The following is a 22,682-nucleotide window of genomic DNA, read 5'->3' as shown; positions in this document are numbered from 1 at the left end:
GGCGGTGCAGGTGTCGTGGACGGCCGGGCGCGGCCGGTGTGTCAGGACCGGCCGGCGGTCTCGTCCGCCGTCATCCAGACATAGCCGAACCCGTTCGCCCACACCGCCGGTGGCCGGGCCGGACCGTACCCGCCGTCCCCGGTGGGCGAGTTGTGGCGCCGACGGCGCAGTCCGTGCAGGAAGGACGGCAGATTCGCCGCCCACAGCACCGCCGTCGTGATCAGGCCGGCCCACAGGAAGGTGCCGAAGCCCTCGATGCCGAGGGTGGGTCGCATGGCCGTGCTCAACCAGGACAGCAGCCAGAGCGTCAGCGCGATGGCGCAGACGCCGAAGGCGGCGACGAAGGGCAGGCCCGCGAGCAGGAGCGAGCGCAGGTGCGGCCAGCCGAAGTCGCTGTACACCGTGGCGCCGAGGCCGGCCAGGGCGAGGAGGAGGACGGCCAGCGCCGCCATGGTCGCCGTCGACCGCCACCACTCGTCGGCACCGAGACGGCCGATGCCGAGCCCCGACGTCAGGAGCCACAGCGCCCCGAAGCACGCGACCAGGCGCGTGAACCGCCCCACCGACCCGGTGGCCCGCCCCTTGCGGGTGAGGCACGCGCCCGGCATCGCCAGGGCCACCGACAGGAGGAGATCGACCAGGGGGGCCACCACGAACGGCCAGAAGCCGGAGATGTGCAGGGGGAGACCGAGGTGGTCGCAGAGGACTTCCGTCAGCCACCACTGCACGGGCCCCAGTGTCACCGCGCCGATCAGCATGCCCAGGGCGGCGATACAGGAGACGGCCGCAGCGGCACCCTCGCTCCACCGGACGCGCCTCAGCAGTCGCTTCGCCAATCGGCCAGCCCAGATGGGGAGTTGGGACAGTACGAGGAAGACCAGCGCGACCGCCGCCTGCCGCCCCGCCGGTCCGTTCAGTTCGACGCCGCCGGTGATCTGTGCGGCGGTCCAGGCGGTGAGACCTCCCGCGCCGGCCCGGAGGACCTGTGTCGTTGCCGCGCCGGCCCGCCCTGCGGCTGTGGCGGTCCCGGCTTCCTCCGCGCTGCCTGCCGTCATCCGCGCATCGCCGCCCTTCACCCCCGGCCACCGCTCTGCCTGGCGCGGTGGGCCGCTTGTGAACTTGTACCCCGGGGCCGTGATGGTCACTCGGCCCGCCCCGGCCCCGCGAGTTCAGGGTCCGCGGCACGTCCGCCCGGTCGAGTGGGGGGCGGCTGGTTCGCCGGAACTCCCGGCGGCCGGGGCGATGGCAGAATGGACAAATGACGACGGACTATGGGAATTCCTCGCACCCCGACGCGGACTCCGAGCCGTGGTCCGCCGGAGACGTGGTCCATGAGGACCTCCTCGCGGCGAAGGCGCTGGTGTACGCCCCGAACGGGTTCAGGTGCTCACGGCCGGTGGCCGAGGCCGAAAGCGCCGATTACGGGGCGTTCGGCTTCGTCCTGGACGGCTACTCCGTCAGGTTCCGCGCGGCCAGGACGACCCCGACCAAGGTCGGCCAGTTCGTCACGGTGTGGAAGAGGTCCGGCGACGGCCCGATCCAGCCCTTCGACGCCGAGGACGCCGATGACCTCTTCGTCATCAGTACCCGTGACGGCCGGGACTTCGGACAGTTCGTCTTCCCCCGTGAGGTGCTCTGCGAGCGGGACATCGTCGCGAGGAACGGCACGGGCGGGAAGCGGGGGTTCCGCGTCTACCCGCCGTGGGTCACCACGACGAACCGCCAGGCCCGCGGTACGCAGACCTGGCAGCTGAACCACTTCCTGCCCATCGGCGAGGACGGGCCGATCGACGCAGCCCGCGCCCGGGCGCTCTATCACCCGTGAGCCACTGACCCCGGCGTCGCACGCGTACCTCGCCCAACTCTGCCGGCGCGACCTCACCGCGCCGGGGACCACGCACGTCCCGGTCCCGCAGGAGCTCTCCCGGGAACATCCCGGGAATGTGGGATGTCGCCGCACCGACCGCCACTGCGAGGATGCGGCACGCGGAGCCGCACCACCGACCGGGTGCCGAACCACGCAAGCCGTCTAGGAACCCAGGACACGGGGCCTGGTGTCCCGCCTGCCGTTCCGCGCGTGCGCACTGGCTCCGGGAAAACTGCCATGCTTCTAAGGAGAGTCGACGCTCTATGAGAATCTGCCGAATGGCCACCGCAGCGGCCACCGTAGCTGTGCTGGCGCCCCTGCTGGTCCTGACCGCCGGGACCCAGGCGAACGCCGCGCCGACGGCCGTGGTCCACACGTCGCTCGACCCCGGGGTTGATCAGCCGTCGAAGACCGACCAGTGCCTGGCGGCCTACAACGTCAACTACTGGGCGGGGGGCGCCTCCTTCGCTCTCGGCCAGCTGCACGCCTGCCTGGGCGACTGACCACCCCCGCGGGGCGTCAGTCGTTCAGCTGCCGCAGCACCAGGTCGCGGTACGGGATCGCGACCGTCGGGTTCCCGATGATGCCGAGAGCCTTCTCGGTCTCCTCGATGAGCTCGGCGGCCCCGGCAGCCGTGGCCCGGTTCACTTCGGTCTCGATGAAGGTGCCGACCCCGGCCACCGTGTCGATGCTGACTGTCACACCGGCGGTATCCGGATGCCGGTAGCTGGTGCGTGTCTTCTCGACCCTGACCAGCTCCCGCATTCCGATGCAGTCGGGCAGCCGTTCCGCCGTGGAGGCCTGCCCGCCGTCGCGGAGAACGACGTTCGTCTCGACCTTGGACACCACGTCGTCACTCCCGTGCGTCGTCGGGTTGGACGCGGGCTTGTACGTGATTTCTGCGAAGTCGCCCCGGTGCCGCACCCGTAGGCACTCCACGGTCGCCAGGTAGTCCACATCGGGGCGGCTGTAGTACGTGTCGATCTCGGTCACCGGCGCGCTGCCCACACAACCGAGTTCGGCAAGCAGGGGCCGAACGCCCGCACCGCCGTCCGGAAGCTCCCGCTTCCGCTCCACCTCGATCGTGCCGTCTTCCATGTCACCCTCCCGTGTTGACCGCCGAGTACACGCGGGCCGGATTGCTGAATGGAAATGCACAGCCGACCCCAGGGCGGCCCGACGATCCTCCGTATGGGAGGGAGTTCGGGGCTCTTGGGTCAGTGTGGGTGACTGTGGACGTGCCCGAGGCCGGCCGTGGAGCAAGGCCCGGCCTCGGTGGGGTGGGCTGAGGTGGAGTCAGCAGTTGGGGGTGGGGAATTCGTTGGCGCGGATGGCGTCGACGAAGGACTGCCAGGAGTTGGGGGAGAAGGTGAGGACGGGGCCTTCGGGGTCCTTGGAGTCGCGGACCAGCTGGCCGGGGTGGCCGTCGGCCACCTCGACGCAGAGACCGCCGTTGTTGTCGCTGTAGCTCGACTTGCGCCATGGAGCCTTGGAGGCATTGGCCTTGATGGGTGCCATGTTGAGAAGTCCTTCCCTCACACTGCGGATCAGGGCGGCGCTTTCTCGGGGAGACAGCGCGTTCGCCTGGAGGAGATCATAAGTCCGCTGCGTGCGTTGGACCTCCCTTGGATCCTCGATGAAGTGTCCATAATCCAGGCTTTCGGAGTAGATCCGCGTCTTGCCGTCAGGCGACGTGATCAGCGACATGGGAGTGCCGAACGGGGCGCGTGCACCGAGAGTGAATGGCGCGATCTGGTGCACGATGTCGGGGAGTTCCCCCATCCGCAGCAAGTGTCCGAGTTGCTCGTACATGACCTCGGGGCCGCCTACCAGCGAGCGGATGGCTGCCTCGGAGTGCACAACCATGAAGAGAGGCCCGTCGTCAGGACTGGTCAGCCGGTGTTGACGAGCGAGCCGGGACGTCACCCGCTCCTCGATCAACTCGGGGTTGCCTGCTGCGCTTCCCGACTCGAACAGAGCTCGGGCATAGGCCTCTGTCTGGAGGAGACCTGAGATACGTGCGATCTGGAACTCGCAGATCGTCGAGGCCTTCTCCTCGAAGCCCGCGTAGCGCCGGAACCAGTCCGGGTGATCCACCCGCGCGTACCAGTCGATCTCCTTCCACAGCGCCATCAGCTGACCGCCTGTCTCCAGCAACTCGTCGGCGGTGATGACGAAGTCCTCCGGCGGGGTGCGCGTGCCGGCCTCGATCCGGGAGACGTGGGGGCGGCTGCACGGGACGAGCGCGGCCAGTTCGCCCTGGGAGACGCCCTTGGCCTCCCGGAGGCGGCGCAGGACGGCGCCGAACACGGCGCCCGCGCTCGATCGCAGGTTCGGGTTCGTGGACTTCTTGCGGGTCATGGTGCGAGCCCCCTGTGTCATGGCGTGCCTTGGAACTGGCTGATCCCTCGTCACCCGATCCGGAACAGCCGATGCTTAATCATGGAACTGCCGGACGTACTTGCACTAGTGAGTGCACGAAGCGCCGCGCCCGCGCGCGGAAACCCCCATGCATCCAGAAGGTGGCACATCCATGCCCGAAGCCCTTGACAGAACCCTCGGTGACCAGTTCTGCTCGCTGCCCCGCCACCCGACCTCGGCTGCGGCGGCGCGCATACTCCTCCGAGGGTTCCTGTCCGACTTCAAGGGCGGCGAACACTACATCGAGGACGCAGAGTTGATCATCACCGAGCTGATCACCGCCGCCGTGCTGCGGCCCTGGAGACCCGAACACCTGCCCATTGACGTGGTGTTCGACCACTCCGCCTTCACCGGGCTGCGGATCGAGGTGTGCGACACCGGCCTGCCGGTCCGTGAACGCCTCCCGGTCGGCGGCGGGGGATCCCCGGGCCTGCGGCTGGTCCGCGAGCTGTCCGCCGACTGGGGCCACGAGTTGGTCGAGTGCGGCACGGTGACCAGCCGCTTCTGGGCGCACCTCGCACCGCCGCCACCCCTCTGACGCGGACGGGCCCACACCCGAAGGGGCGGCGGCGCCATCCGCGCCGCCGCCGCTCTCAGATGCCCAGGGACTCCAGCACCCGGCGGACCGCCTCGATCACCGGGACGCCCGCCGTGACCATCGACGCGACGCCGTTGATGTTCCTGAGCGCCTGCCGCAGGGTGCCCGGCGGCACGTTCTCGCCGGTCCCGATGGCCTCCAGGGACTCGTCGATGACCTGCTGGTCCTCGGCCGGCACCTGGTTGCGCAGGAACTGGACGGCGGTGATCATCTCCCGCATCGCGGCCCGGGGGTCGGCCGGGGCCTGGTTCTTGATGATGCCGACGTTGTGGTCGCCGTGCTGGGTGACCGAGTCGCCGATGTGGAAGCTTCCGCTCACCAGTTGACCTTCTTTCCGGTGTTGTTGTCTCCGAACTGGTTGATCTGGTCGCCGATGTGGACGTTCTCCACCTGGAGCTGGAACTCGGCCTGGGGGTTGTCGATCGCCTCCATGATCAGGCCGATGAGATGGTTCACCTCCTTGACGTCGGTGCTCACCACCGCCGTGTCCGACGAACTGGAGGTCTCGATGACCAGTTGGTGCAGTATCGGCCGGCGCAGCCGCCTGACCAGCTTGACGATGTTCAGCACGAACAGCGCCATCACCACCAGCGCCGCGAACGTGGCCAGGCCGGACGGCGACGACGAGTCGCCGATGTTCTCCGTGATCGCCAGGGCGACCGCCCCGAGGACCACCACCAGGATCTCGGCCTTCAGGAAGGCCCGTACGGCGTACCCGCGTCTGGGCACGATCTCGAACCGCCGGGCCCGCGCGATGTTCTGCAGCGGGTAGGCGTCGGCGCCCACCCAGAGAACCCGCCTGCTCACTCTGACGTCGATGACGTCGCGTCTCCGTGCCATGGGACACGTTCCCCCGATCCGTCCCGCCACCCCGCCGGCGGCCCCGCAGACCTTGCGGAGGAGCAGCACCTTAGCAACAGCTTCCGCTGCGGGGACTGCTCTCTGCGGAAAGGTTATTGACGGAACGACAGAGCATGCGAAAGGGCTCCCGAACGGATGTCCGTCCGGTCCGGACGTTCCGGCTTCACGTGCTGCGGCCGGCGAGGACCTCGCGGATCACCGGGCGGGCGCGCCATGGGCCTCGGGGGTCAGGATGCGTCGAGACCGGCCAGCCGCTGGAGGGCGTGGCGCACCTGATCGACCGTCTGCGGGCGGGTGTCCAAGGTGAGGTGTGTGGACGCACCCTCGATGTACGTGTTGATCGCGCGGGCTGTCTCCTCGTCGAAGTAGGTCCGGAGTGCGGTGAATCCGGCGTCGATCATCTCGTGGACCAGCGGACGGAATTCGGAGCGGTGAGAGGCGATGGCGTAGAGCTCGTACGTGAGGTGGTAGATGTTCTGGTCCACGCCGAAGTCGTCGTAGATGAGCGCGATCACCGCATCGATGGCGTCGGCGGGTTCCAGGGTGCGCTCGAACCTCTTCTGGACGAGGTCGCGGATCCGCTGGGTGAAGCGGTGGAATGCCTCGTAGAGGAGTTCGTCGATGCCGGAGAAGTGATACGTCATCGAGCCGAGCGGGACTCCGCAGCGCTTGGCGACCACCCGGTGGGACGTTCCTGCCACGCCCTGTTCCGCGATGCAGTCGACGGCGGCGTCGATGATGCGGTCCCGACGTCCCGCGTCGACTTGATTGGCCATCGATTCCGCCTCCGGACTGCGTATGGGCTGCGCGTTGTACAGGGATGATCGTACGCGAGCCGACACAGCGGGTGGCGGCCCTGTCGGGCGGCCACCCGCTGGCCTATTCCGCCAGCCAGACGGCGCAGTCGGCGGGAAGGAGGTCCGTCACGCCGTCCGCGCTCGCCACGAGCACGCGCGCGCTCGCGGGAATCGGCCAGGGCGCGGAGCCGAGGTTGAGCACGATCCGGGTGGCTCCCCGGTCGTTGGTGACGTCCAGTGCCACGAGATCCGGTCCGAGGTCGACGAGCGCGAGCGACCCGTTCCCCAGCTGTCGCTGCCGTCGTACGGCGAGCAGGCTCCGGTAGAGCTCCAGGGTGGAGCCGTCTCGGCCGTGTTGCCGGTCCACGGCGTAGTCACCGAAGTCGGCGGGCTGCGGGAGCCATGAGGCGCCGGTGTCGTTGAAGCCGAACGCCGGGGCGTCCTTCTTCCAGGGGATCGGCACCCGGCATCCGTCGCGACCGAGGCGGTGCCCGCCCCCACGAAGGAAGTCGGGGTCCGTGCGGGCGTCGGCGGGGAGCTCGATCACCTCGCGAAGGCCGAGTTCCTCGCCTTGGTACAGGTACGAGCTGCCGGGGAGGGCGAGCATGAGCGCCGTCGCCGCCCGCGCCCTTCGCAGCCCGAGTTCGGTGTCCGGCCGGGGCTCGGTGGCCTCGAGTATCCACGGTGCCATCGTCGGGTCGGCCCGCACGAGCCGGGTCGCGTGACGAATGACATCGTGGTTCGAGAGCACCCAGGTCGCCGGCGCGCCGACGGAATCCGCGTTCCGCAGCGTGGTCCTGATCTGTGCCCGCAGGGCTTCGGCATCCCAGGTCGCGCGCATGTAGTCGAAGTTGAACGCCTGCTGGAACTCGTCCGGTCGCACGTACAGGGCGAGCCGGTCGTGGGGCGTCACCCAGGCCTCCGCGACCATCGCCCGCTCCCCGGGGTAGCTGTCGAGGATCGCCCGCCACTCCCGGTAGATGTCGTGCACGCCGTCCTGATCGGCGAACGGCACGGCGTTGGTGGGGAGCGCGCCCCTGTTGTACGCGTCCCAGTCGGCATCGAAGTCGGAGAGGCCGGGCGCCTTGACCAGGTGGTGGGCGACGTCGATCCGGAAACCGTCGACGCCCCGGTCCAGCCAGAACCGCAGTGTCCCCGCGAACATCTCCCGGACTTCGGGATTCTCCCAGTTGAGATCGGGCTGCTTCCGGTCGAAGAGATGCAGGTACCACTGTCCGTCCGCCACCTGCGTCCACGCCGGTCCGCCGAACTCGCTGGGCCAGTTGTTCGGCACCCCTGGGGAATCGACGAACCAGTACCGGGCACGCTCGGGAGAACCCGGGCCGGCCGCGAGTGCCGCCTGGAACCAGGGATGCTCGTCACTCGTGTGGTTGGGCACGATGTCGATGATCACCCGGATACCGAGCGCGTGTGCGGTCGCGATCAGGTCGTCCGCATCGGCGAGCGTTCCGTACATCGGATCGACGTCGCGGTAGTCGGCGACATCGTATCCGCCGTCCGCTTGCGGAGAAGGATAGAAGGGAGAGATCCAGATCGCGTCGACACCGAGGTCCCGAAGGTAGGCGAGGCGGTGCTTGATGCCGCCGAGATCGCCGTTCCCGTCGCCGTCCGAGTCGGAGAACGAGCGCGGGTACACCTGGTAGATCACCGCGGTGCGCCACCATTCCGCGGTGTCGAGAGCATCGTGCACGTGCTCGACGGCGGAACCGGTCATCGCGTGGTGCTTTCGCAGGCTCATGCCTCGCCCTCCGGTGCGAGAGAAACGGACTCGGCACGACGCCTCCGCAGGTCAGCGAGGATCTGCGGATGCTCCTTGTCGAGGTGGTAGAAGGCCAGGACGGCGGCCATCGCGATGGCGAAGATCAGGGGCAGCCAGATGAAGACGAAGTCGATCGCGCTGATGGCGGATGCCGGCTGAGTCGCGCCACCGCCCTCTCGGAATCCGCCGAATCCAAGCATCCAGCCGATGGAGACACCGCCGAGGGCGCCGCCGATCTTCTGCCCGATGGTCGCACCCGCGAAGACGAGCCCCTCGGCGCGAAAACCGCTGCGCCACTCCTCGTACTCGATCGTGTCGGCGACCATGCCGAACAGAACCGCGAACATGCTTCCCACGCCGACGCCGCCGACCGAGAGACCGGTGAGGACGACCGGAAGCGACGCGGGAGCCACCGCGATGACCAACTGCCCCACGACCATCGCGACGCATCCCAGCAGCGAGATATTGCGCTTGCCGATCCGTCTCACCAGGGGGATCGCAAGGAACACACCGGCGAATTCGACGATCGTGCGGAACGTGAAGAGCATCGTCGCGAGGTTCTCGTCACCCAGCGTGTACTGGGCGTAGTACGGGTAGACCCCGACAAGGCCGTACGCCGACAGCAGCAGGATTCCGAGGAGCGTGAGCTGGAGCCAGTACTTGTTGCGCAGCAGCGACGCGAGACCCTCACGGGTCGTGAACGGGCGGCCCACCGCCACGACGGGGGTCACCGCGTCGGATGAACCGGCCTCGTCCGGCGCGCGGGACGAACCGACGCGCTCCTTGCAGAACACGAACACGATGAAGAAGAGGACAACGGCAAGTCCGCCGTACAGCGAGAACGTCAGCGTCCACGCACTGGCGCCTCCGCCGAACGCATCGACGAGCGGCATGGTGAGCGCGGCGACGATGAGTGTCCCCACATAAGCACCGACCATTCGGAACGTGCTCAACAGGCCACGATCCCCGGCGTCTTCGGTCATAAGAGCGCTGAGAGCCCCGTAGGGGATGTTCATCGCGGTATAGATGACGACACCCGAGAGCATATAGGTCGCGAATGCGTAGACTATTTTACCGGTCTCACCGAGGTTCGGAGCCGAGAACAGAAGTGCCGCACTCGCGCCATAAGGAACGGCAAGGAAAAGCAGCCACGGCCGGGCCTTTCCGAACCTTGAGCTGAGCTTCTCCATCAGCACGCCGACAACGAGGTCCCATACTCCGTCGAGCAGACGGGCCACCAGGAACATCGTGCCGACGGTTGCTGCCGGAATTCCGACGACCTCAGTGTAGAAGAACATGAGGTACGTGCCCGTCGCGACATACACGAGGTTGAACGCGAGGTCACCGCTCGAGTAGGCGACTTTTTCCGGAAATGGGACGCGAGCTGTCACCGAGCCGCTGGTTCTTGGCATCACAAACGGTCCTTTCGAGGCTCCGGCAGAGCGCCTCGTCGCTGAGGTGAGGAAAGGCATGCGTTGCGTGCGCACACCGCTTCACGGGCGGCGCGCGGAGTCGCTGTCGTCGGCCGATCGCCGAGATGATGTACGACCGTACACCACGACGTGTACGACCGTACACCCGGCGTTCGACTTGCTCCACCCTGATGCTCCCCGAGCCGATGCGGCTTTCGTCCAACGCCTCGATCCGGCGCCGGGAAGCTGTCGATCGGTGCCGTGTCGCCCCGTCGTGCGGAACTCGGCCCAGGGGATCTCCGCACCGCGAGCGGTCCGGGCGAGGCATGGCTGCACGCGGACGGCGCAGGCCTGTACGTGGACATGCGCGAGCAGGAGGCGATCAGTCCGGCGATCGCCTCTCGCAGACCAGGGGTCTCCGGTGGCGAGGTGCGGGGGGCGGGTTCGTCGGCGGGGCGGTGGGGTGCGGCGCTTTCGTCGGGCGCCGCACCGTGGGCTCGGCCCTTCGCGCCTCCAGTGCCTCGGCGACCGCCCGCGCGGCGGCTGGTCGGTGATGGTCAGGGTCAGCACCGCCCGCGCCGAGGTCTCCAGCGCGTCCGTGCGCCCCGGCGGGTCCGCCTTCTCCAGGTGCAGCACCAACGGCAGCACGTACTGCGGATTGGCGTCGCGGTCGGTGGGGGCGCCGACTGGGCTCGGGGCGTCGAAGGGCTCGGAAAGTGAGGCAACCGTGACAGGCTACCTGCGAGTTCTATTCGGACCTTGGACGGCTTGAAGCCCCGCCCGTGCGCTGCTGAGGCGCACACGGGCGGGGCGGGTTCAGGGGTCCCACCCACGCACCGTGGGATGTACGCGGGCGGGACCAGGGGGCCCGGGCCGGGAACCCCTTCCCGGTCCGGCACGGGGGCTTGTGGGCTGCTCCGGCGGCTCTGCGACCGCAACCGTCACGTGCACGGCGGTGAACTGCGCGAACCCCGCGTGACCTGTCTCCCGGGTGTGCTCGGCCATGTCGAGCGCGAGCAGGTCAGGAAGCGTCCAGTGCCGGGGCGATGACGGCGAAGGCCCGGGCGGTCAGTTCGGCGGGATCCTCGCTGCCGTCGCTGTCGCTCCACCGCTGCAGCACGGCGTCGAAGGCGGTCAGTGCCATTCCGGCGGCCAGTCGCGGATAAAGGTCGGTGTCGGGGTCGAGCCCCTGGCGGAGCGCCAGTTCTGCGGTCAGCTCGTCGCGCCATCGCGCCTGGCGCTCCAGGAAGCGGGCGAGCAGGGCGGGGGTCCGCAGGATCAGCTGCACCACCCGCAGGGCCCGGTCGGCGTGGTCGCCGCAGGCCCTGACGGGGACCGAGACGGCGTGCAGCAGTGCCACGGAGGGCCGCTCCCCGACGGGGCGGGCTGCCAGTCCGGCGCGCATGCCGGTGCCCAGGTCGGCCAGGAACTGGACGACCACGTCCTCCTTGGACGCGAAGTACCGGAAGAACGTGCGCTTGGACACGCCGGCGGCGGCCGCGATCTCGTCGATGGTGACCACGTCGAACCCCTTCACCGTGAGCAGCTCCAGCGCTGCCGCGGTGAGCTCGTCCGAGACGAGTCGGCGTTTGCGTTCGGCCATGGTGAATTCGGGGCGGGTGCTCACCGGCCCATGGTAACGCCATGCCTTCCGCGGCACTCGGGGGCATCTTGACACCGAGTGACACCAGCGACAGCATGTGCCGAATGACGCAGAAACAGCGCTGGACGATCGATCAGATCCCGGACCAGACAGGGCGGGTGTTCGTCGTCACCGGAGCCAGCAGTGGCCTCGGCCTGGCGACCACCCGCGCACTCGTCCGCAGGGGCGGGCACGTGATCCTCGCGGTGCGGGACGTGGGGAAGGGGGACCGGACGGTCGCGGAGATCACCGATCAGCATCCGGGCGCCGGTCTTGAGGTGCGCCACCTCGATCTGGCCGATCTCGACTCCGTCCGGTCCTTCGCCGACCAGGTGCGCGCCGATCATCCGCGGCTGGACGTGCTCGTGAACAACGCGGGCGTGATGGCGCCGCCGCGATCGCTGAGCGCGCAGGGCCATGAGCTGCAGTTCGCCGTCAACCATCTCGGTCACTTCGCGCTCACCGGGCTGCTCCTCGACCTGCTGGCCGTCGGGCGCGATCCCCGCGTGGTCACGGTGAGTTCGCTCAGGCACCGGAACGGTCGCCTGCGCTTCGACGACCTCGCGGGCGGGCGCGGCTACTCGCCGATGGCCTTCTACGACCAGTCGAAGTTCGCCAACGCCGTCTTCGGCCGGGAGCTTCACCGACGGCTGGCCGAGGCCGGCAGCCCGGTGCGCAGCGTGCTTGCCCATCCCGGCTACACCGCCACCAGCCTGCAGACGAGTGGGCCGGTCGGCCTGTGGCGGGTGGTGTTCGGCAGCGTCGGAAACCCTCTGCTCGCCCAGGCCCCGGACCGCGGCGCCCTGCCCCAGTTGTACGCGGCGACCGAGCCGACGGTGGAGGGCGGGCAGTTCATCGGCCCGGACGGACCGGCCGAGCTGCGCGGCGGACCGACGCGGGTGCGGTTGTCGGCCGGGGCCGCCGATGAGGGGACCGGCCGCCGTCTGTGGGAGGTGTCGGAGCAGCTGACCGACGTGCGGTTCGCGTTTCCGACCCCGGCCTGACGACGGATCCGGCCGGACCGGTGGGGGCGGTTGAACAGGAAGTCGACGGGCCCGGCTTCCTCTGCTCATCCGGTGCTCTTCCGGTGCTCTTCCGCCGTGCGTGGTGCCCGAGCCGGCCGCCGATGTCCTGGTGGCTCACCGGTGGCCTCCCCCGATCGGGGGAGCGTTTTCTCCCGCCTTCCCGCGATGCGCGCCCGATACCCCGGAGGCGAGGATCGTGTCCTGCTCAGTCGACGAGAGGACGGTTGTTGAACACGCAAGGCAGCGAGACGTGGGCCACGGGGACGGACCCGTACTCCCCCCGCTCCCAGGGTCCCGGTCATGGCATGCGGTCCCCGGTCGGCAGGAACGGCCTGGCCGTGGCAGCCATGGTGCTGGGTGTCATCGGTCTGATCACCTCGATCATCTCCGTCGGCGGCCTGTTCGGCGTCATCGGCCTGATCCTGGGCATCGTGGCCCTGACGAAGGCCAGGCGGAGCGGCGTCGGCCGGGGCATGGCCATCACCGGAGTGGTGGCGTCGTTCCTCGCGATCGTGGTGTCCGTCCTGGTCGCCGTCTTCATGGTCTGGTACGCCAACAACACGCAGGAGTGCTACCGGCCCGACAGCCTCCGGCAGTACCAGCAGTGCGTCCACCAGCAGCTCACCGGGCACTGACCGGGGCCGGCCCCGTCCCCGGGCGGACGCCTCTCCCGTCGGCTCCGTCGGCGTGAGGGCTCAGCTTCGTGCGCAGGTGTCCTGGTAGGGCAGCCCCTTGGCGTAGGTGAGCTCCCAGTCGCCGCGCGAGAGGCCGCCTCCCGCGATCCGGCAGGCCAGACCGACGGGGTCGGCGGTGATGGCGGGAAGGGCACCGAGATCCCAGAGCTGGCCGGAGCCGTCGTCGCGGACGACGAACAGGGATCTGCGGTTGGGGCTGAAACGGACGTCCGCCAGGTCGGTGGCGGAATCGGGCAGGTCGGCGGCCCAGCCCGGCACGGTCGGATCGGCCGTCTCGTAGAGCCGGACGACACCGTTCCGCTGGCCGAGGGCGATCAGCCCACCGTCCGGGTGGTAGGCGACCTGGACCAGCTCCGCGGTCACCGGGATGGTGGCCAGCGGGGCCGGTCCGATGCTCTGCCCCGACTGCCAGAGGCGGACGCCGTCGAGGCCGTCGTCCGCCAGGACTGTTCCGTCCGGTCCGAAGGCCGCGGCGGACGTGCCGGACAGCGGCCTGGTGATGCCGGCCAGCAGGCCGGCCAGCGGGTCGGCAGGTTTGGCGACGGGCACCAGAACCGGCGCGGCGGGATCCGAGACGTCCCAGAGCGATCCCGGAAGGATCAGCCGCCGCCCGTCGGGGCTGAACACCGTCGGCGTGTGCTGAATGGAGGGCAGGGGGTCCGGAAGCGTGACGAGGGGTCCGCCGCCGGAGCCCGTCGGGGCCGTCAAGGAGTTGACCAGCGGGCTGAGCCGCTCGATCAGTTTCAGCTGGACGGGGGCGGAGGGATCGTCCGTGTCCCAGAGGCCCACCCAGGAGTCGGCCCAGTCCTTGCCGCCCGTGACGGCGAGCACTCCGGACCGTGGGCTGAACGCCAGCGATCCCACCCCCGACGGCACCGCGAGAGTGGTCAGCCGCCGGGGGTGGCCCTGGTCGGACACGTCCCAGAGGGTGACCTCGCCGCCCTGCCCGGAGGACACTCCGTACCGCGTGCCGACCGCCACCACGGTGGAGTCCCGGTTGAACCCCACGGCCACGGCCTGCCACCCGGCGCGGCCGGGAAGCACCGCCAGCTCCTGCGGCCTGGCCGGGTCGGAGGTGTCCCAGAGGTGCGCGTCACCCGACCGCCCGCCGACGACCAGTCGGCGGCCGTTGGGGCTGAACGCGGCACTGCGCAGATCCGTGCCCGGAACCGGGGCGATCACGGCCGGGGCCGGGCGGCCGCCGACCAGCCACTGGGAGACCGTCCCGCCGCCGTCGACCTGGAGGACCCGTTGGCCGTCCCCGCTGAACGCGACGGACTCGATCCGCCGGAAACTCCCGGCCCGGGTCTGCTGGTCGAGCTCGTTCCGGGAGGCGGCCACGGCGCCGTGCGAGCCGACCAGGGGCGGCTGGGGCCGGGGGTGCGCCGGGTCCGTGAGGTCCCAGAGCACGGAGCCGCCGTCGGAGGAGGAGGTGATGAGGGACCGGCCGTCCGGCCCGAACGCGAACGCCGAAACGTCGTCGGAGTTGTTGAGGGCCGCCAGTTTCCTCGGCGAGCCCGGGTCGGTGAGGTCCCAGAGGAGGACCGTCCGCCTCCAGCCCGTGGCCAGGACCGGGGCGGTCGGGCTCAGGACGACCGGCCCGTTGATCAGCCGCTCTTCGGCTGTCGCCCTCGGGGCCGTCGGGTCCGTCACGTCCCAGACCTGCCAACCCGTCCCGTGGGTGACGGAACCCGGGGTGCCCGACTCGTCCTTGGCCTCGAACGTTCCCGAACCGGTGACCAGGAGGCGGCCGTCGGCGCTGAATGCCGCGTACTGGGCCTGCGTGGCCGCGACCGGGCCGGCGAGCCGGCGCGGGGCCGCGCCGTCGCCGACGTCCCACAGGGTCAGCGTGCCGGTCGAGCCGCCGGCGAGGAGGGCCAGCCTGCGACTGTCCGGGCTGAACACCGCGGCTTGTACCCGGTCGCCGACCTCGGCGTCGAAGGCCATCCGCCGCGGGTGGTGGCGGTCCGTCAGGTCCCACAGGATGACATCGCTGTCGGCCGGCTTCTCGCCTGCGGCCGCGCCATCGGGGGTGGGGGCCGCAACGGTGACCAGTCGGCGCAGGTCAGGGCTGAAGGCCACCGCCTGGGCCTCGTTGGCATGACCGGTCAGGGTGGCGAGCAGACTCGGGTACCCGGCATCGGTGGTGTCCCAGAGCCGGACCGTCCCCTTCTCCTGGCCCTTCGCCCGCCCGACGGCCAGCATGCCGCCGTCCCGGCTGAAGGCGGCGGTGTCCATGAGCGATCCGACGGCGCCCGGCTGTGAACCGCCGTCGAGACGGGTCTGCTGAAGGGTGGTGATCAGCCCGGTCCGGGCCTCCTGGGTCGGATGGAGGCGCAGCGCGGCCAGGCTCAGCTGGAGCGACAGCTGGGGATCGGTCCCGCGCAGATTCTCGGCCCGGGCCTGGAGCAGGCGTTCCATGGCGAGGTTGCCCTGTTCCACGGCCGTCCGGCGCTGTTGATCGGCCACTTTCTTCTGGTCCCGGGCCGACTCCGCGGCCGTCATGGCGATCAGCGAGAGCGCGATCAGCAGTGCGACGGCGGTGCGGCGGGTGAGGGTAGTGCGTCGTCTCAGGCGGATCGAGGCGTCCAGGAAGGCCGAGGCCGTGGCGCCGAGACCGGCCCGCCCGGTGCGGGCTGCCCAGGCACGGGCGGCCTCCAGCCGGCTGCCCCGGTACAGCAGGGCGGGGTCGCGGCGGGGCGTTCGGGCCCAGGCGGCGGCCGCCTCCTCCAGCTGCTGGCGGAGGAGGTTGTCGGCGCGGTCGGTGTCCACCCAGGCGCGCAGGCGGGGCCAGGCGTGCAGCAGGGCCTCGTGGGTGATCTGTACGGTGTCACGGCTCCGGGTGAGCAGCCGGCGGCCCGTGAACCCGGCGAGCACGGCCTCGGCCGCAGCGGGGACGAGCCCTTCGGTGAGCCGCTCCTCCGTGACCGCGCGCCGGGTGTCCTCCGATCCCTCGCCGATTCTGACGAGACGCCGGAAGAGCACCTCGGCGGCTTCCCGCCCGGCTGTGTCGAGCCCCCGGTAGATGGTCTCGGCGGTGTCCGAGACGGCGCCCTGGATCCGGCCGGACGCCTTGTAGCCGTCGACGGTCAGGGTCGAACCGTGTCTCTGCTGCCAGGTGGTGCGGAGCGCGTGGGCCAGCAGGGGGAGGCGTCCGGCCTCGTAGCCGCGCCCGGGTGCCGAGGGCTCCGCGCTCCCGTCCTCCTCGGGCCGGTGGAGACCGCCGGCGGCGACGCCGAGGTCGCTCAGGAGCAGTTCGACCAGGCCCTCTTCGAACTCCAGCCGCTCCCGCTGCGCGGGGAAGAGGATCGCCTCCCGGAGCTCGGTCTCCGACATCGGGCCGATGAAGACCTGGCGGCGCTCCAACGCCTCGTGGACGGGGCGGTATTGGGCGAAGCGGGCGTAGAAGTCCGCGCGGACGCCGTAGACGACCAGAGCCGGCGGGCCGCCGGTGGACGGGCCGGGGGAGTCCGTGAGGCGGGCGAGCGCGGTGATGAACCGTCGTCTCTCGTCCTCCGAGGCGGTCTGGGTGAACAGTTCCTCCGCCTGGTCGACGATCACCATCAGCCGGTCGGCGCCCCGGCTGCGGAGCGCGCCGCCGAGCCGGTCGGCGAGGGCCCGTGGATCGCCGTCCAACTCGCCCTCGACGTCGTCGGGTTCGCTGTCGGTCAGCGCGGCCAGGTGCCTCGTGAGCGCGGCCACGGGGTGGGCGCCCGGCGTGAACAGCAGGCAGGGCCACCGGCGCGAGCCGGGCAGCGTCCCACGGGCGAGCGCGGGCACCAGACCGGCTTGCAGCAGCGAGGACTTGCCGGTGCCGGAGGCCGCCACCACCGCGACCGCCCCGCCGTCCCGCAGGCACTCGTCCAGCCGGCCGGTCAGCTTGGCGAGGGCTCTGTCCCGGCCGAAGAACCACTTCGACTGCTCCGCTCCGAAGGCGGTCATGCCGGGGTACGGGCAGTCGTCGCCGCTCTCCGGGTGGGACTCGATCCGGCGGACGCGGTGGACACCGTCCCCGTGGTGCACGTGCAGGTCACGTACGGTGATGTGCTGGTCCCCGGCGGCCAGGTAGATGGTGCCGTAGCCGGATGCGTAGGCCTCCAGCCGGAGCCCCGGTCCACTCACTGGCCGGTGATGTGCATGTCGTTGCCGGACATGAAGATCTTCGCCTGGTCGGAGGCGGTGGCCCGCATGGTCACCCGGTTTCCGCCGGCGCCGGACTCGGGGCTCGCGCGGTCGAGTTCGGTCAGCATCCCGCGCAGCTCCGTCGCGAGCGAAGGGTCGGCCCTGAGCGCGTCGCGCAAGCGGGTGCGCCACTCGACGGCCAGTTCCTGTTCCACCTGCCGGTCGCCGGAGAGCCGGGCGGCCAGCAGTTCCTCGCGCGTCTCGACCAGCCGGGCCTCGACGGCCTCCGTCTCCTCGGGCCGGTCCGGGTGCCGGCGCCGCCAGAGCGCCTCGAGCGCCTGCTTGGCCTGCTCCCAGCCGTCGGTGGCCAGCCGGCCGACCAGCGCGGCCGCGGCCGTCGAGGCCAGCGCTACCAGTTCGGGATCCATCTCCAGCCCGCCACCTTTTCTATGACGTCACATCAGATGCGTATGCCACCACATTTTGAGACCGGACCGGCGCCCCGGACAACCCGCCCGGCGGTGAGGCCGTGGCGTGGCACCCCGGGCGAGGGGGCCCGAACGGTCGTGTGCGAGGTCGGGCGCCCGGCTTCAGACGCTGCGGTCGGCGAGGACCTCGCGGATCACATGGCGGGCGTTGGCGGCCAGGGCGGGGTTGGTGTGGCGGTAGTAGGGGAGTTGGATCAGGGCGATCGACAGCGCCCAGGCGCGGCCGCGGGCCCAGGCGGCCTCGTCGGCGGCGAGGGCGGTCCGGAACGCGGACCGGGCGATGCCGGGCAGCAGGTTCCAGGCGACGATCAGGTCCACCGTCGGATCGCCGACACCGATCAGGCCGAAGTCGATGACGGCGCCCAGCCGCCGCCCGGCGAGCAGGACGTTCCCGGGGGAGAGGTCGCCGTGCACCCAGACGGTCGGGCCGGCGTGCTCGGGCAGGCGGAGCGCCTTGTCCCAGACCGCGGTCGCCGCCTCGGTGTTGATCGCGCCGTCCAGCCTGGCGATCGCGGCGCGGGTGGCGCCGTCCCGGGAGGCCAGTGGGACGCCCCGGGAGGACGGCGGGCCGTCGGCCGGGTCGACCGCGCGCAGAGCGGTGACGAACCCGGCCAGGTCGCGGGCGAGTTGGACCGGCTCGGCGATGCTGCCGACGATCGGGTTGCCGCCGCCCAGCCAGCGGATCACCGACCACTGCCAGGGGTAGCCGGAGCCGGGCCGGCCCTGCGCGAGCGGCGTGGGGATGGGCAGCGGCAGCTGCGGGGCGAGCCGGGGCAGCCAGTGCTGTTCGCGGTCGACGCTCTCGGCGGCCCAGCCCACCCGGGGCAGCCGCACGGCGAGTTCGGGCCCGAGCCGGAACATCGCGTTGTCCGTGCCGGAGGAGGCGACCCGTTCCAGCGGCAGGGACGCCCACTGCGGGAACTGGACGGCGAGCAGTCGCCTGACCAGGGCCGCGTCGATGTCCGGCTCGTCGGGATGCATCCGCGCGGCAGCACACATGGCGGGCAGCCTATAGCGGATCTCCCCGACCCTCAGCCGGATTTCGAACACCAGGGTGTGGGGATGAGAAGGGGATGAGAAACAGGCGGGAGCGTTGGGTCCTGTGGGGGGCGCTCGGCGGAGTGGCGGCGCTGGCGGTGGCGGCGGTGACCGGGCGGTTCAGCCGGCGGTCCGGTGGGCTGCTGGTGCTGCGGGAGTGGCTTGACGAGCCGTTGCTGTTCGGGACGCTGATCCTCGTGCTGCTCTTCGTCGCCCTGGTGTTCTCGACCGGCCAGGTCCACCTGATCGACCTGGCCGAGTCGGGGGAGCCCCGCTCGTCGGTCTCCCCGGCCTGAACGGGCCGGGGAGGTGCCGGGCGGGCCTGAGCAGGCCTGAACGGGCCTGGCTCGAACGGCCCGCCGGATCAGTCGAGTTCGAAGGCCGCCCGGTAGGCCTTGATGACCTCCGGGTCGCCGAACACCTCCAGCCGGTCCGCGTCGCGCCGGCCCCAGAGCATCAGCAGCAGGTCGGAGGCCGTGCCGCGGACCGCCGCCGCGGCCTTGCCGTGTTCCCGTCCGAGCTGCCAACTCCCGCCCACCGCGCGGAGGGTCCACTCTCCGGCGCCGCCTTCGGCATCCGTGGCGTGCAGGTGCAGGCCGGCCTCCGGGAGGCCGTCGGGGGCGGCCCGGGGGAGGAAGAGGGTGAGCAGTTCGTCGATGCCGTCCAGGGCCAGCGTCCGCTCGACGGGCTCGTCCCGGCCCACCGCGTTGACCGCGTCCCAGCAGTGCACGGCGATCTCCTGGGCCATCCGCCGCTGGATGAAGCCGGCGTTCGCCTGCGTCGACCAACTCCACCTCGGCTCCGCCGGGTCGAGCCGCTCCAGCACCGCCGCGCACTGCTCGGCGCCCTCCGCGAACCAGCCCGGCAGGGCGTCGTCGGCGGGCCGCTCGGGCTCGGTGTACTGGGTGTGCGGGTCGGTGATCTCCCCCTCGGCCACCCTGGTCCAGAACCGGTACACCTCGCCGACGTGCCAGAGCAGGTCGGCCACCCGCCACCCCGGACAACTCGGCACGGTCAGGCCGAGATCGCCGGTGACGGCGGTGAGGAACCGGGTGGTGTCACGCCGCATCGCGGCCGCGTAGTCGCTCTTCTCCATACCGGCGGACGCTACCCCGCGCCGGTACCGCCCGCCGAACCGATTTCGGCTGACGCGGGGGCGGGACGGAGACGGCGGCGGAGGAGGCGGCGCGGCCGGGAACGGAGCCGGGAACGGAGTCGCGCCACGCCCGGCGCGCCCGGGGGCGTCCGGGACCGGTCACCGGTACCTGCCAGAATGCAGGGCGTACGGGGAACAACGGGGACAGCAACTCTGGAGAAGGTGACCGGCTTCGTGAGCACGTCAGCCGAACAGGTGGTCAAGCAGGCCCAGCAGGCCATCGAGCGGCAGATCGCCGAGGAGCTGGGCGTCCGCGAGGGGCAGGTGAAGGCGGCCGTCGACCTGCTCGACGGCGGCTCGACCGTGCCCTTCGTGGCCCGCTACCGCAAGGAGGTCACCGGCTCCCTCGACGACACCCAGCTGCGCACGCTGGAGGAGCGGCTGCGCTACCTCCGCGAGTTGGAGGAGCGCCGCACCGCCGTCCTGGAGTCCATCGAGGCGCAGGGCAAGCTGGACGACGCGCTGCGCGCCCGCATCCTCGCCGCCGACTCCAAGGCCCGGCTGGAGGACATCTACCTGCCGTACAAGCCGAAGCGGCGCACCAAGGCGCAGATCGCCCGCGAGGCCGGCCTGGAGCCGCTCGCCGACACCCTGCTCGCCGACCCGGTGCAGGACCCGGCCGCGCTGGCCGCCGGCTACCTGAACGAGTCGGTGGCCGACGCCTCCGCCGCGCTGGAGGGCGCCCGCGCCATCCTGGTCGAGCGGTTCGGGGAAGACGCCGACCTGGTCGGCACGTTGCGTGAGCGGATGTGGACGCGGGGTCGCCTCGTCGCCACCGTCCGGGACGGCAAGGAGCAGGACGGCGCCAAGTTCGCCGACTACTTCGACTTCGCCGAGCCGTACACCAGGCTCCCCTCGCACCGCATCCTCGCGATGCTGCGCGGCGAGAAGGAGGAGGTGCTGGACCTGGAGCTGTCCCCGTTCGACGGCGAGGACGGCGACCTGCCCGGGGAGAGCGACTACGAGCAGCGGATCGCCGCCCGGTTCGGCATCGCCGACCACGGCCGCCCGGCCGACAAGTGGCTCGGCGACACCGTCCGCTGGGCCTGGCGCACCCGCATCCTGGTCCGGCTCGGCATCGACCTGCGCGGCCGGCTCCGGCAGGAGGCCGAGGACGAGGCCGTCCGCGTCTTCGCCGCCAACCTGCGCGACCTGCTGCTCGCCGCCCCGGCCGGCACCCGCGCCACCATGGGCCTCGACCCGGGCTTCCGTACCGGGGTGAAGGTCGCGATCGTGGACGACACCGGCAAGGTCGTCGCGTACGACACGATCTACCCGCACCAGCCCGCCAACAAGTGGGACGCCGCCCTGGCCACCCTGGCCGCGCTGGCGAAGAAGCACTCCGTCGACCTGATCGCGATCGGCAACGGCACCGCCTCCCGGGAGACCGACAAGCTCGCCGAGGACCTGCTCAAGCGCCACCCCGAGCTGAAGCTCACCAAGGCGATGGTCAGCGAGGCCGGCGCCTCGGTCTACTCGGCCTCCGCGTTCGCCTCGCAGGAGCTGCCCGAGCTGGACGTGTCCATCCGCGGCGCGGTCTCCATCGCCCGCCGCCTCCAGGACCCGCTGGCCGAGCTGGTCAAGATCGACCCCAAGTCGATCGGCGTTGGCCAGTACCAGCACGACCTCAGCGAGGTGAAGCTCTCCCGCTCGCTGGACGCCGTGGTGGAGGACTGCGTCAACGCGGTCGGCGTGGACGTCAACACCGCCTCCGCGCCGCTGCTCACCCGGGTCTCCGGGATCACCGGGACGCTCGCGGACAACATCGTCGCCCACCGTGACGCCAACGGCCCGTTCCGCACCCGCAAGTCGCTCAAGGACGTCGCCAGGCTCGGCCCGAAGGCCTTCGAGCAGTGCGCGGGCTTCCTGCGGATCCCGGACGGCGACGACCCGCTGGACGCCTCCAGCGTGCACCCGGAGGCGTACCCGGTGGTGCGGCGGATCCTCGCCGCCACCGGCGGGGAGCTGCGGCAGCTGATCGGCAACGGCACCGCGCTGCGGGCGCTGCGGCCGGGCGACTTCGCCGACGACACCTTCGGCATCCCGACCGTCACCGACATCCTCGGCGAGCTGGACAAGCCCGGCCGCGACCCGCGCCCGGCGTTCCGTACGGCCACCTTCAAGGAGGGCGTCGACAAGATCGGCGACCTGGAGGCCGGCATGGTGCTGGAGGGCGTGGTGACCAATGTCGCCGCCTTCGGCGCCTTCGTGGACGTGGGCGTCCACCAGGACGGGCTGGTGCACGTCTCGGCGCTGTCGAAGAACTTCGTCAAGGACCCGCGCGAGGTGGTCAAGCCCGGTGACATCGTCACGGTGCGGGTGACCTCGGTGGACGTGCCGCGCAAGCGGATCGGGCTGACGCTGCGGCTGGACGACGAGGTCGGCCGGGGCGGTGGCGGCGACCGCGGTGACCGGGGCGGTGACCGGGGCCGTGGTGGCGAGCGCGGCGGCGAGCGGGCGGCGCGTCCGCCGCGCCAGGACCGGCGCGGCTCCGGCTCGGGCTCCGGCTCCGGCGGGTCGGCGCCGCTGGGCAACAGCGCCATGGCGGACGCGCTGCGCCGGGCCGGTCTGACCGGTGGCGGCCAGAACAGTGGCCAGGGCAGCGGCCAGGGCAGCGGCCAGGGCGGGTCCGGCAACCGCCGCTCCGGGCGGCGCTGAGCAGACGACGGCGGGGGGGGGGGGGGGGGGGGGGGGGCGCCCCCCCCCCCCCCCCCGGCCCCCCCGCGCCGGGCGGGGGGGGGGGCCCCCCCGGGGTGTGGGGGGCCCGGGGGGAACGCCGC

General features: G+C 71.1%; 20 protein-coding genes and 1 pseudogene. 7 read left to right on the top strand and 14 right to left on the bottom strand.

Going from position 1 to position 22,682, the window contains the following annotated elements:
- Positions 1–41: 41 nt before the first annotated feature.
- Positions 42–1,055, bottom strand: coding sequence for a hypothetical protein (locus ACIP82_RS25320; RefSeq protein WP_400656495.1), 1,014 nt, complete (start codon positions 1,053–1,055; stop codon positions 42–44).
- A gap of 203 nt (positions 1,056–1,258) precedes the next feature.
- On the opposite strand from ACIP82_RS25320, the gene ACIP82_RS25315 reads away from it, so the two are divergent.
- Positions 1,259–1,825, top strand: coding sequence for a MepB family protein (locus ACIP82_RS25315; protein WP_400656493.1), 567 nt, complete (start codon positions 1,259–1,261; stop codon positions 1,823–1,825).
- A 320-nt stretch (positions 1,826–2,145) separates the two neighbouring features.
- Entirely contained in the window at positions 2,146–2,370 is a 225-nt protein-coding gene (locus ACIP82_RS25310) for a hypothetical protein (RefSeq protein ID WP_400656491.1), read from the top strand.
- A 16-nt stretch (positions 2,371–2,386) separates the two neighbouring features.
- Here ACIP82_RS25310 and ACIP82_RS25305 read toward each other — a convergent pair whose 3' ends face one another.
- Positions 2,387–2,965 (bottom strand): class IV adenylate cyclase, encoded by a 579-nt coding sequence (locus ACIP82_RS25305; RefSeq protein ID WP_400656489.1) that lies wholly within the window; start codon positions 2,963–2,965, stop codon positions 2,387–2,389.
- A 198-nt stretch (positions 2,966–3,163) separates the two neighbouring features.
- Complete coding sequence (locus ACIP82_RS25300; RefSeq protein ID WP_363612343.1) at positions 3,164–4,228, bottom strand: Scr1 family TA system antitoxin-like transcriptional regulator; 1,065 nt, start codon at positions 4,226–4,228, stop codon at positions 3,164–3,166.
- 172 nt (positions 4,229–4,400) lie between these two features.
- Here ACIP82_RS25300 and ACIP82_RS25295 point away from each other — a divergent pair, with 172 nt between their 5' ends.
- On the top strand, positions 4,401–4,826 hold the full coding sequence (locus ACIP82_RS25295) for a hypothetical protein (protein ID WP_363612345.1): 426 nt from the start codon (positions 4,401–4,403) through the stop codon (positions 4,824–4,826).
- 55 nt (positions 4,827–4,881) lie between these two features.
- On the opposite strand, the gene ACIP82_RS25290 is transcribed toward ACIP82_RS25295, so the two are convergent.
- The 7 genes and pseudogenes from ACIP82_RS25290 to ACIP82_RS25260 all read right to left on the bottom strand — a co-directional run bounded on the left by ACIP82_RS25290 (position 4,882) and on the right by ACIP82_RS25260 (position 11,339).
- Complete coding sequence (locus ACIP82_RS25290) at positions 4,882–5,205, bottom strand: hypothetical protein (protein ID WP_400656486.1); 324 nt, start codon at positions 5,203–5,205, stop codon at positions 4,882–4,884.
- A complete protein-coding gene (locus ACIP82_RS25285) occupies positions 5,202–5,693 on the bottom strand; it encodes a DUF6232 family protein (RefSeq protein ID WP_400656483.1) in 492 nt (163 codons plus the stop codon). The genes ACIP82_RS25290 and ACIP82_RS25285 overlap by 4 nt, the downstream gene beginning before the upstream one ends.
- A gap of 281 nt (positions 5,694–5,974) precedes the next feature.
- Positions 5,975–6,523, bottom strand: a complete 549-nt coding sequence (locus tag ACIP82_RS25280) for a TetR/AcrR family transcriptional regulator (RefSeq protein ID WP_400656481.1) — start codon at positions 6,521–6,523, stop codon at positions 5,975–5,977.
- Between the two features lie 103 nt (positions 6,524–6,626).
- Positions 6,627–8,279, bottom strand: a complete 1,653-nt coding sequence (locus ACIP82_RS25275) for a glycoside hydrolase family 13 protein (RefSeq protein ID WP_363612419.1) — start codon at positions 8,277–8,279, stop codon at positions 6,627–6,629.
- A 20-nt stretch (positions 8,280–8,299) separates the two neighbouring features.
- Positions 8,300–9,736, bottom strand: coding sequence for an MFS transporter (locus tag ACIP82_RS25270; RefSeq protein WP_400656479.1), 1,437 nt, complete (start codon positions 9,734–9,736; stop codon positions 8,300–8,302).
- A gap of 558 nt (positions 9,737–10,294) precedes the next feature.
- Positions 10,295–10,438 (bottom strand): annotated as a pseudogene (locus ACIP82_RS25265) (peptidyl-tRNA hydrolase); the annotation flags it as partial.
- Between the two features lie 319 nt (positions 10,439–10,757).
- Positions 10,758–11,339: a TetR family transcriptional regulator gene (locus tag ACIP82_RS25260; RefSeq protein ID WP_400656554.1), complete on the bottom strand. Its 582-nt coding sequence runs from the start codon at positions 11,337–11,339 to the stop codon at positions 10,758–10,760.
- A gap of 104 nt (positions 11,340–11,443) precedes the next feature.
- Between ACIP82_RS25260 and ACIP82_RS25255 the strand changes: the two genes are divergently transcribed.
- Together ACIP82_RS25255 and ACIP82_RS25250 are read left to right on the top strand one after the other, a co-directional pair.
- Positions 11,444–12,382, top strand: a complete 939-nt coding sequence (locus ACIP82_RS25255; RefSeq protein ID WP_400656477.1) for an oxidoreductase — start codon at positions 11,444–11,446, stop codon at positions 12,380–12,382.
- Between the two features lie 359 nt (positions 12,383–12,741).
- Complete coding sequence (locus ACIP82_RS25250) at positions 12,742–13,038, top strand: DUF4190 domain-containing protein (protein WP_363612355.1); 297 nt, start codon at positions 12,742–12,744, stop codon at positions 13,036–13,038.
- 60 nt (positions 13,039–13,098) lie between these two features.
- Here ACIP82_RS25250 and ACIP82_RS25245 read toward each other — a convergent pair whose 3' ends face one another.
- The 3 genes from ACIP82_RS25245 to ACIP82_RS25235 all read right to left on the bottom strand — a co-directional run bounded on the left by ACIP82_RS25245 (position 13,099) and on the right by ACIP82_RS25235 (position 18,707).
- Positions 13,099–17,220 (bottom strand): hypothetical protein, encoded by a 4,122-nt coding sequence (locus ACIP82_RS25245; RefSeq protein WP_400656474.1) that lies wholly within the window; start codon positions 17,218–17,220, stop codon positions 13,099–13,101.
- Positions 17,217–17,648 (bottom strand): hypothetical protein, encoded by a 432-nt coding sequence (locus tag ACIP82_RS25240; RefSeq protein ID WP_363612359.1) that lies wholly within the window; start codon positions 17,646–17,648, stop codon positions 17,217–17,219. The genes ACIP82_RS25245 and ACIP82_RS25240 overlap by 4 nt, the downstream gene beginning before the upstream one ends.
- Before the next feature lie 162 nt (positions 17,649–17,810).
- Positions 17,811–18,707 (bottom strand): aminoglycoside phosphotransferase family protein, encoded by an 897-nt coding sequence (locus tag ACIP82_RS25235; protein WP_363612361.1) that lies wholly within the window; start codon positions 18,705–18,707, stop codon positions 17,811–17,813.
- A 74-nt stretch (positions 18,708–18,781) separates the two neighbouring features.
- On the opposite strand from ACIP82_RS25235, the gene ACIP82_RS25230 reads away from it, so the two are divergent.
- On the top strand, positions 18,782–19,042 hold the full coding sequence (locus tag ACIP82_RS25230) for a hypothetical protein (protein ID WP_400656471.1): 261 nt from the start codon (positions 18,782–18,784) through the stop codon (positions 19,040–19,042).
- Positions 19,043–19,110: 68 nt separating this feature from the next.
- On the opposite strand, the gene ACIP82_RS25225 is transcribed toward ACIP82_RS25230, so the two are convergent.
- On the bottom strand, positions 19,111–19,842 hold the full coding sequence (locus ACIP82_RS25225) for a maleylpyruvate isomerase family mycothiol-dependent enzyme (RefSeq protein ID WP_400656469.1): 732 nt from the start codon (positions 19,840–19,842) through the stop codon (positions 19,111–19,113).
- 234 nt (positions 19,843–20,076) lie between these two features.
- Between ACIP82_RS25225 and ACIP82_RS25220 the strand changes: the two genes are divergently transcribed.
- A complete protein-coding gene (locus tag ACIP82_RS25220) occupies positions 20,077–22,560 on the top strand; it encodes a Tex family protein (RefSeq protein ID WP_400656468.1) in 2,484 nt (827 codons plus the stop codon).
- Positions 22,561–22,682 lie beyond the last annotated feature (122 nt).

The sequence above is a fragment of the Kitasatospora sp. NPDC088548 genome (genome assembly GCF_044753005.1).
GTDB lineage: Bacteria > Actinomycetota > Actinomycetes > Streptomycetales > Streptomycetaceae > Kitasatospora.
The sequence above is the reverse complement of the archived record's forward strand: the minus strand, read 5'-3'. Positions and strand labels throughout refer to the sequence as shown.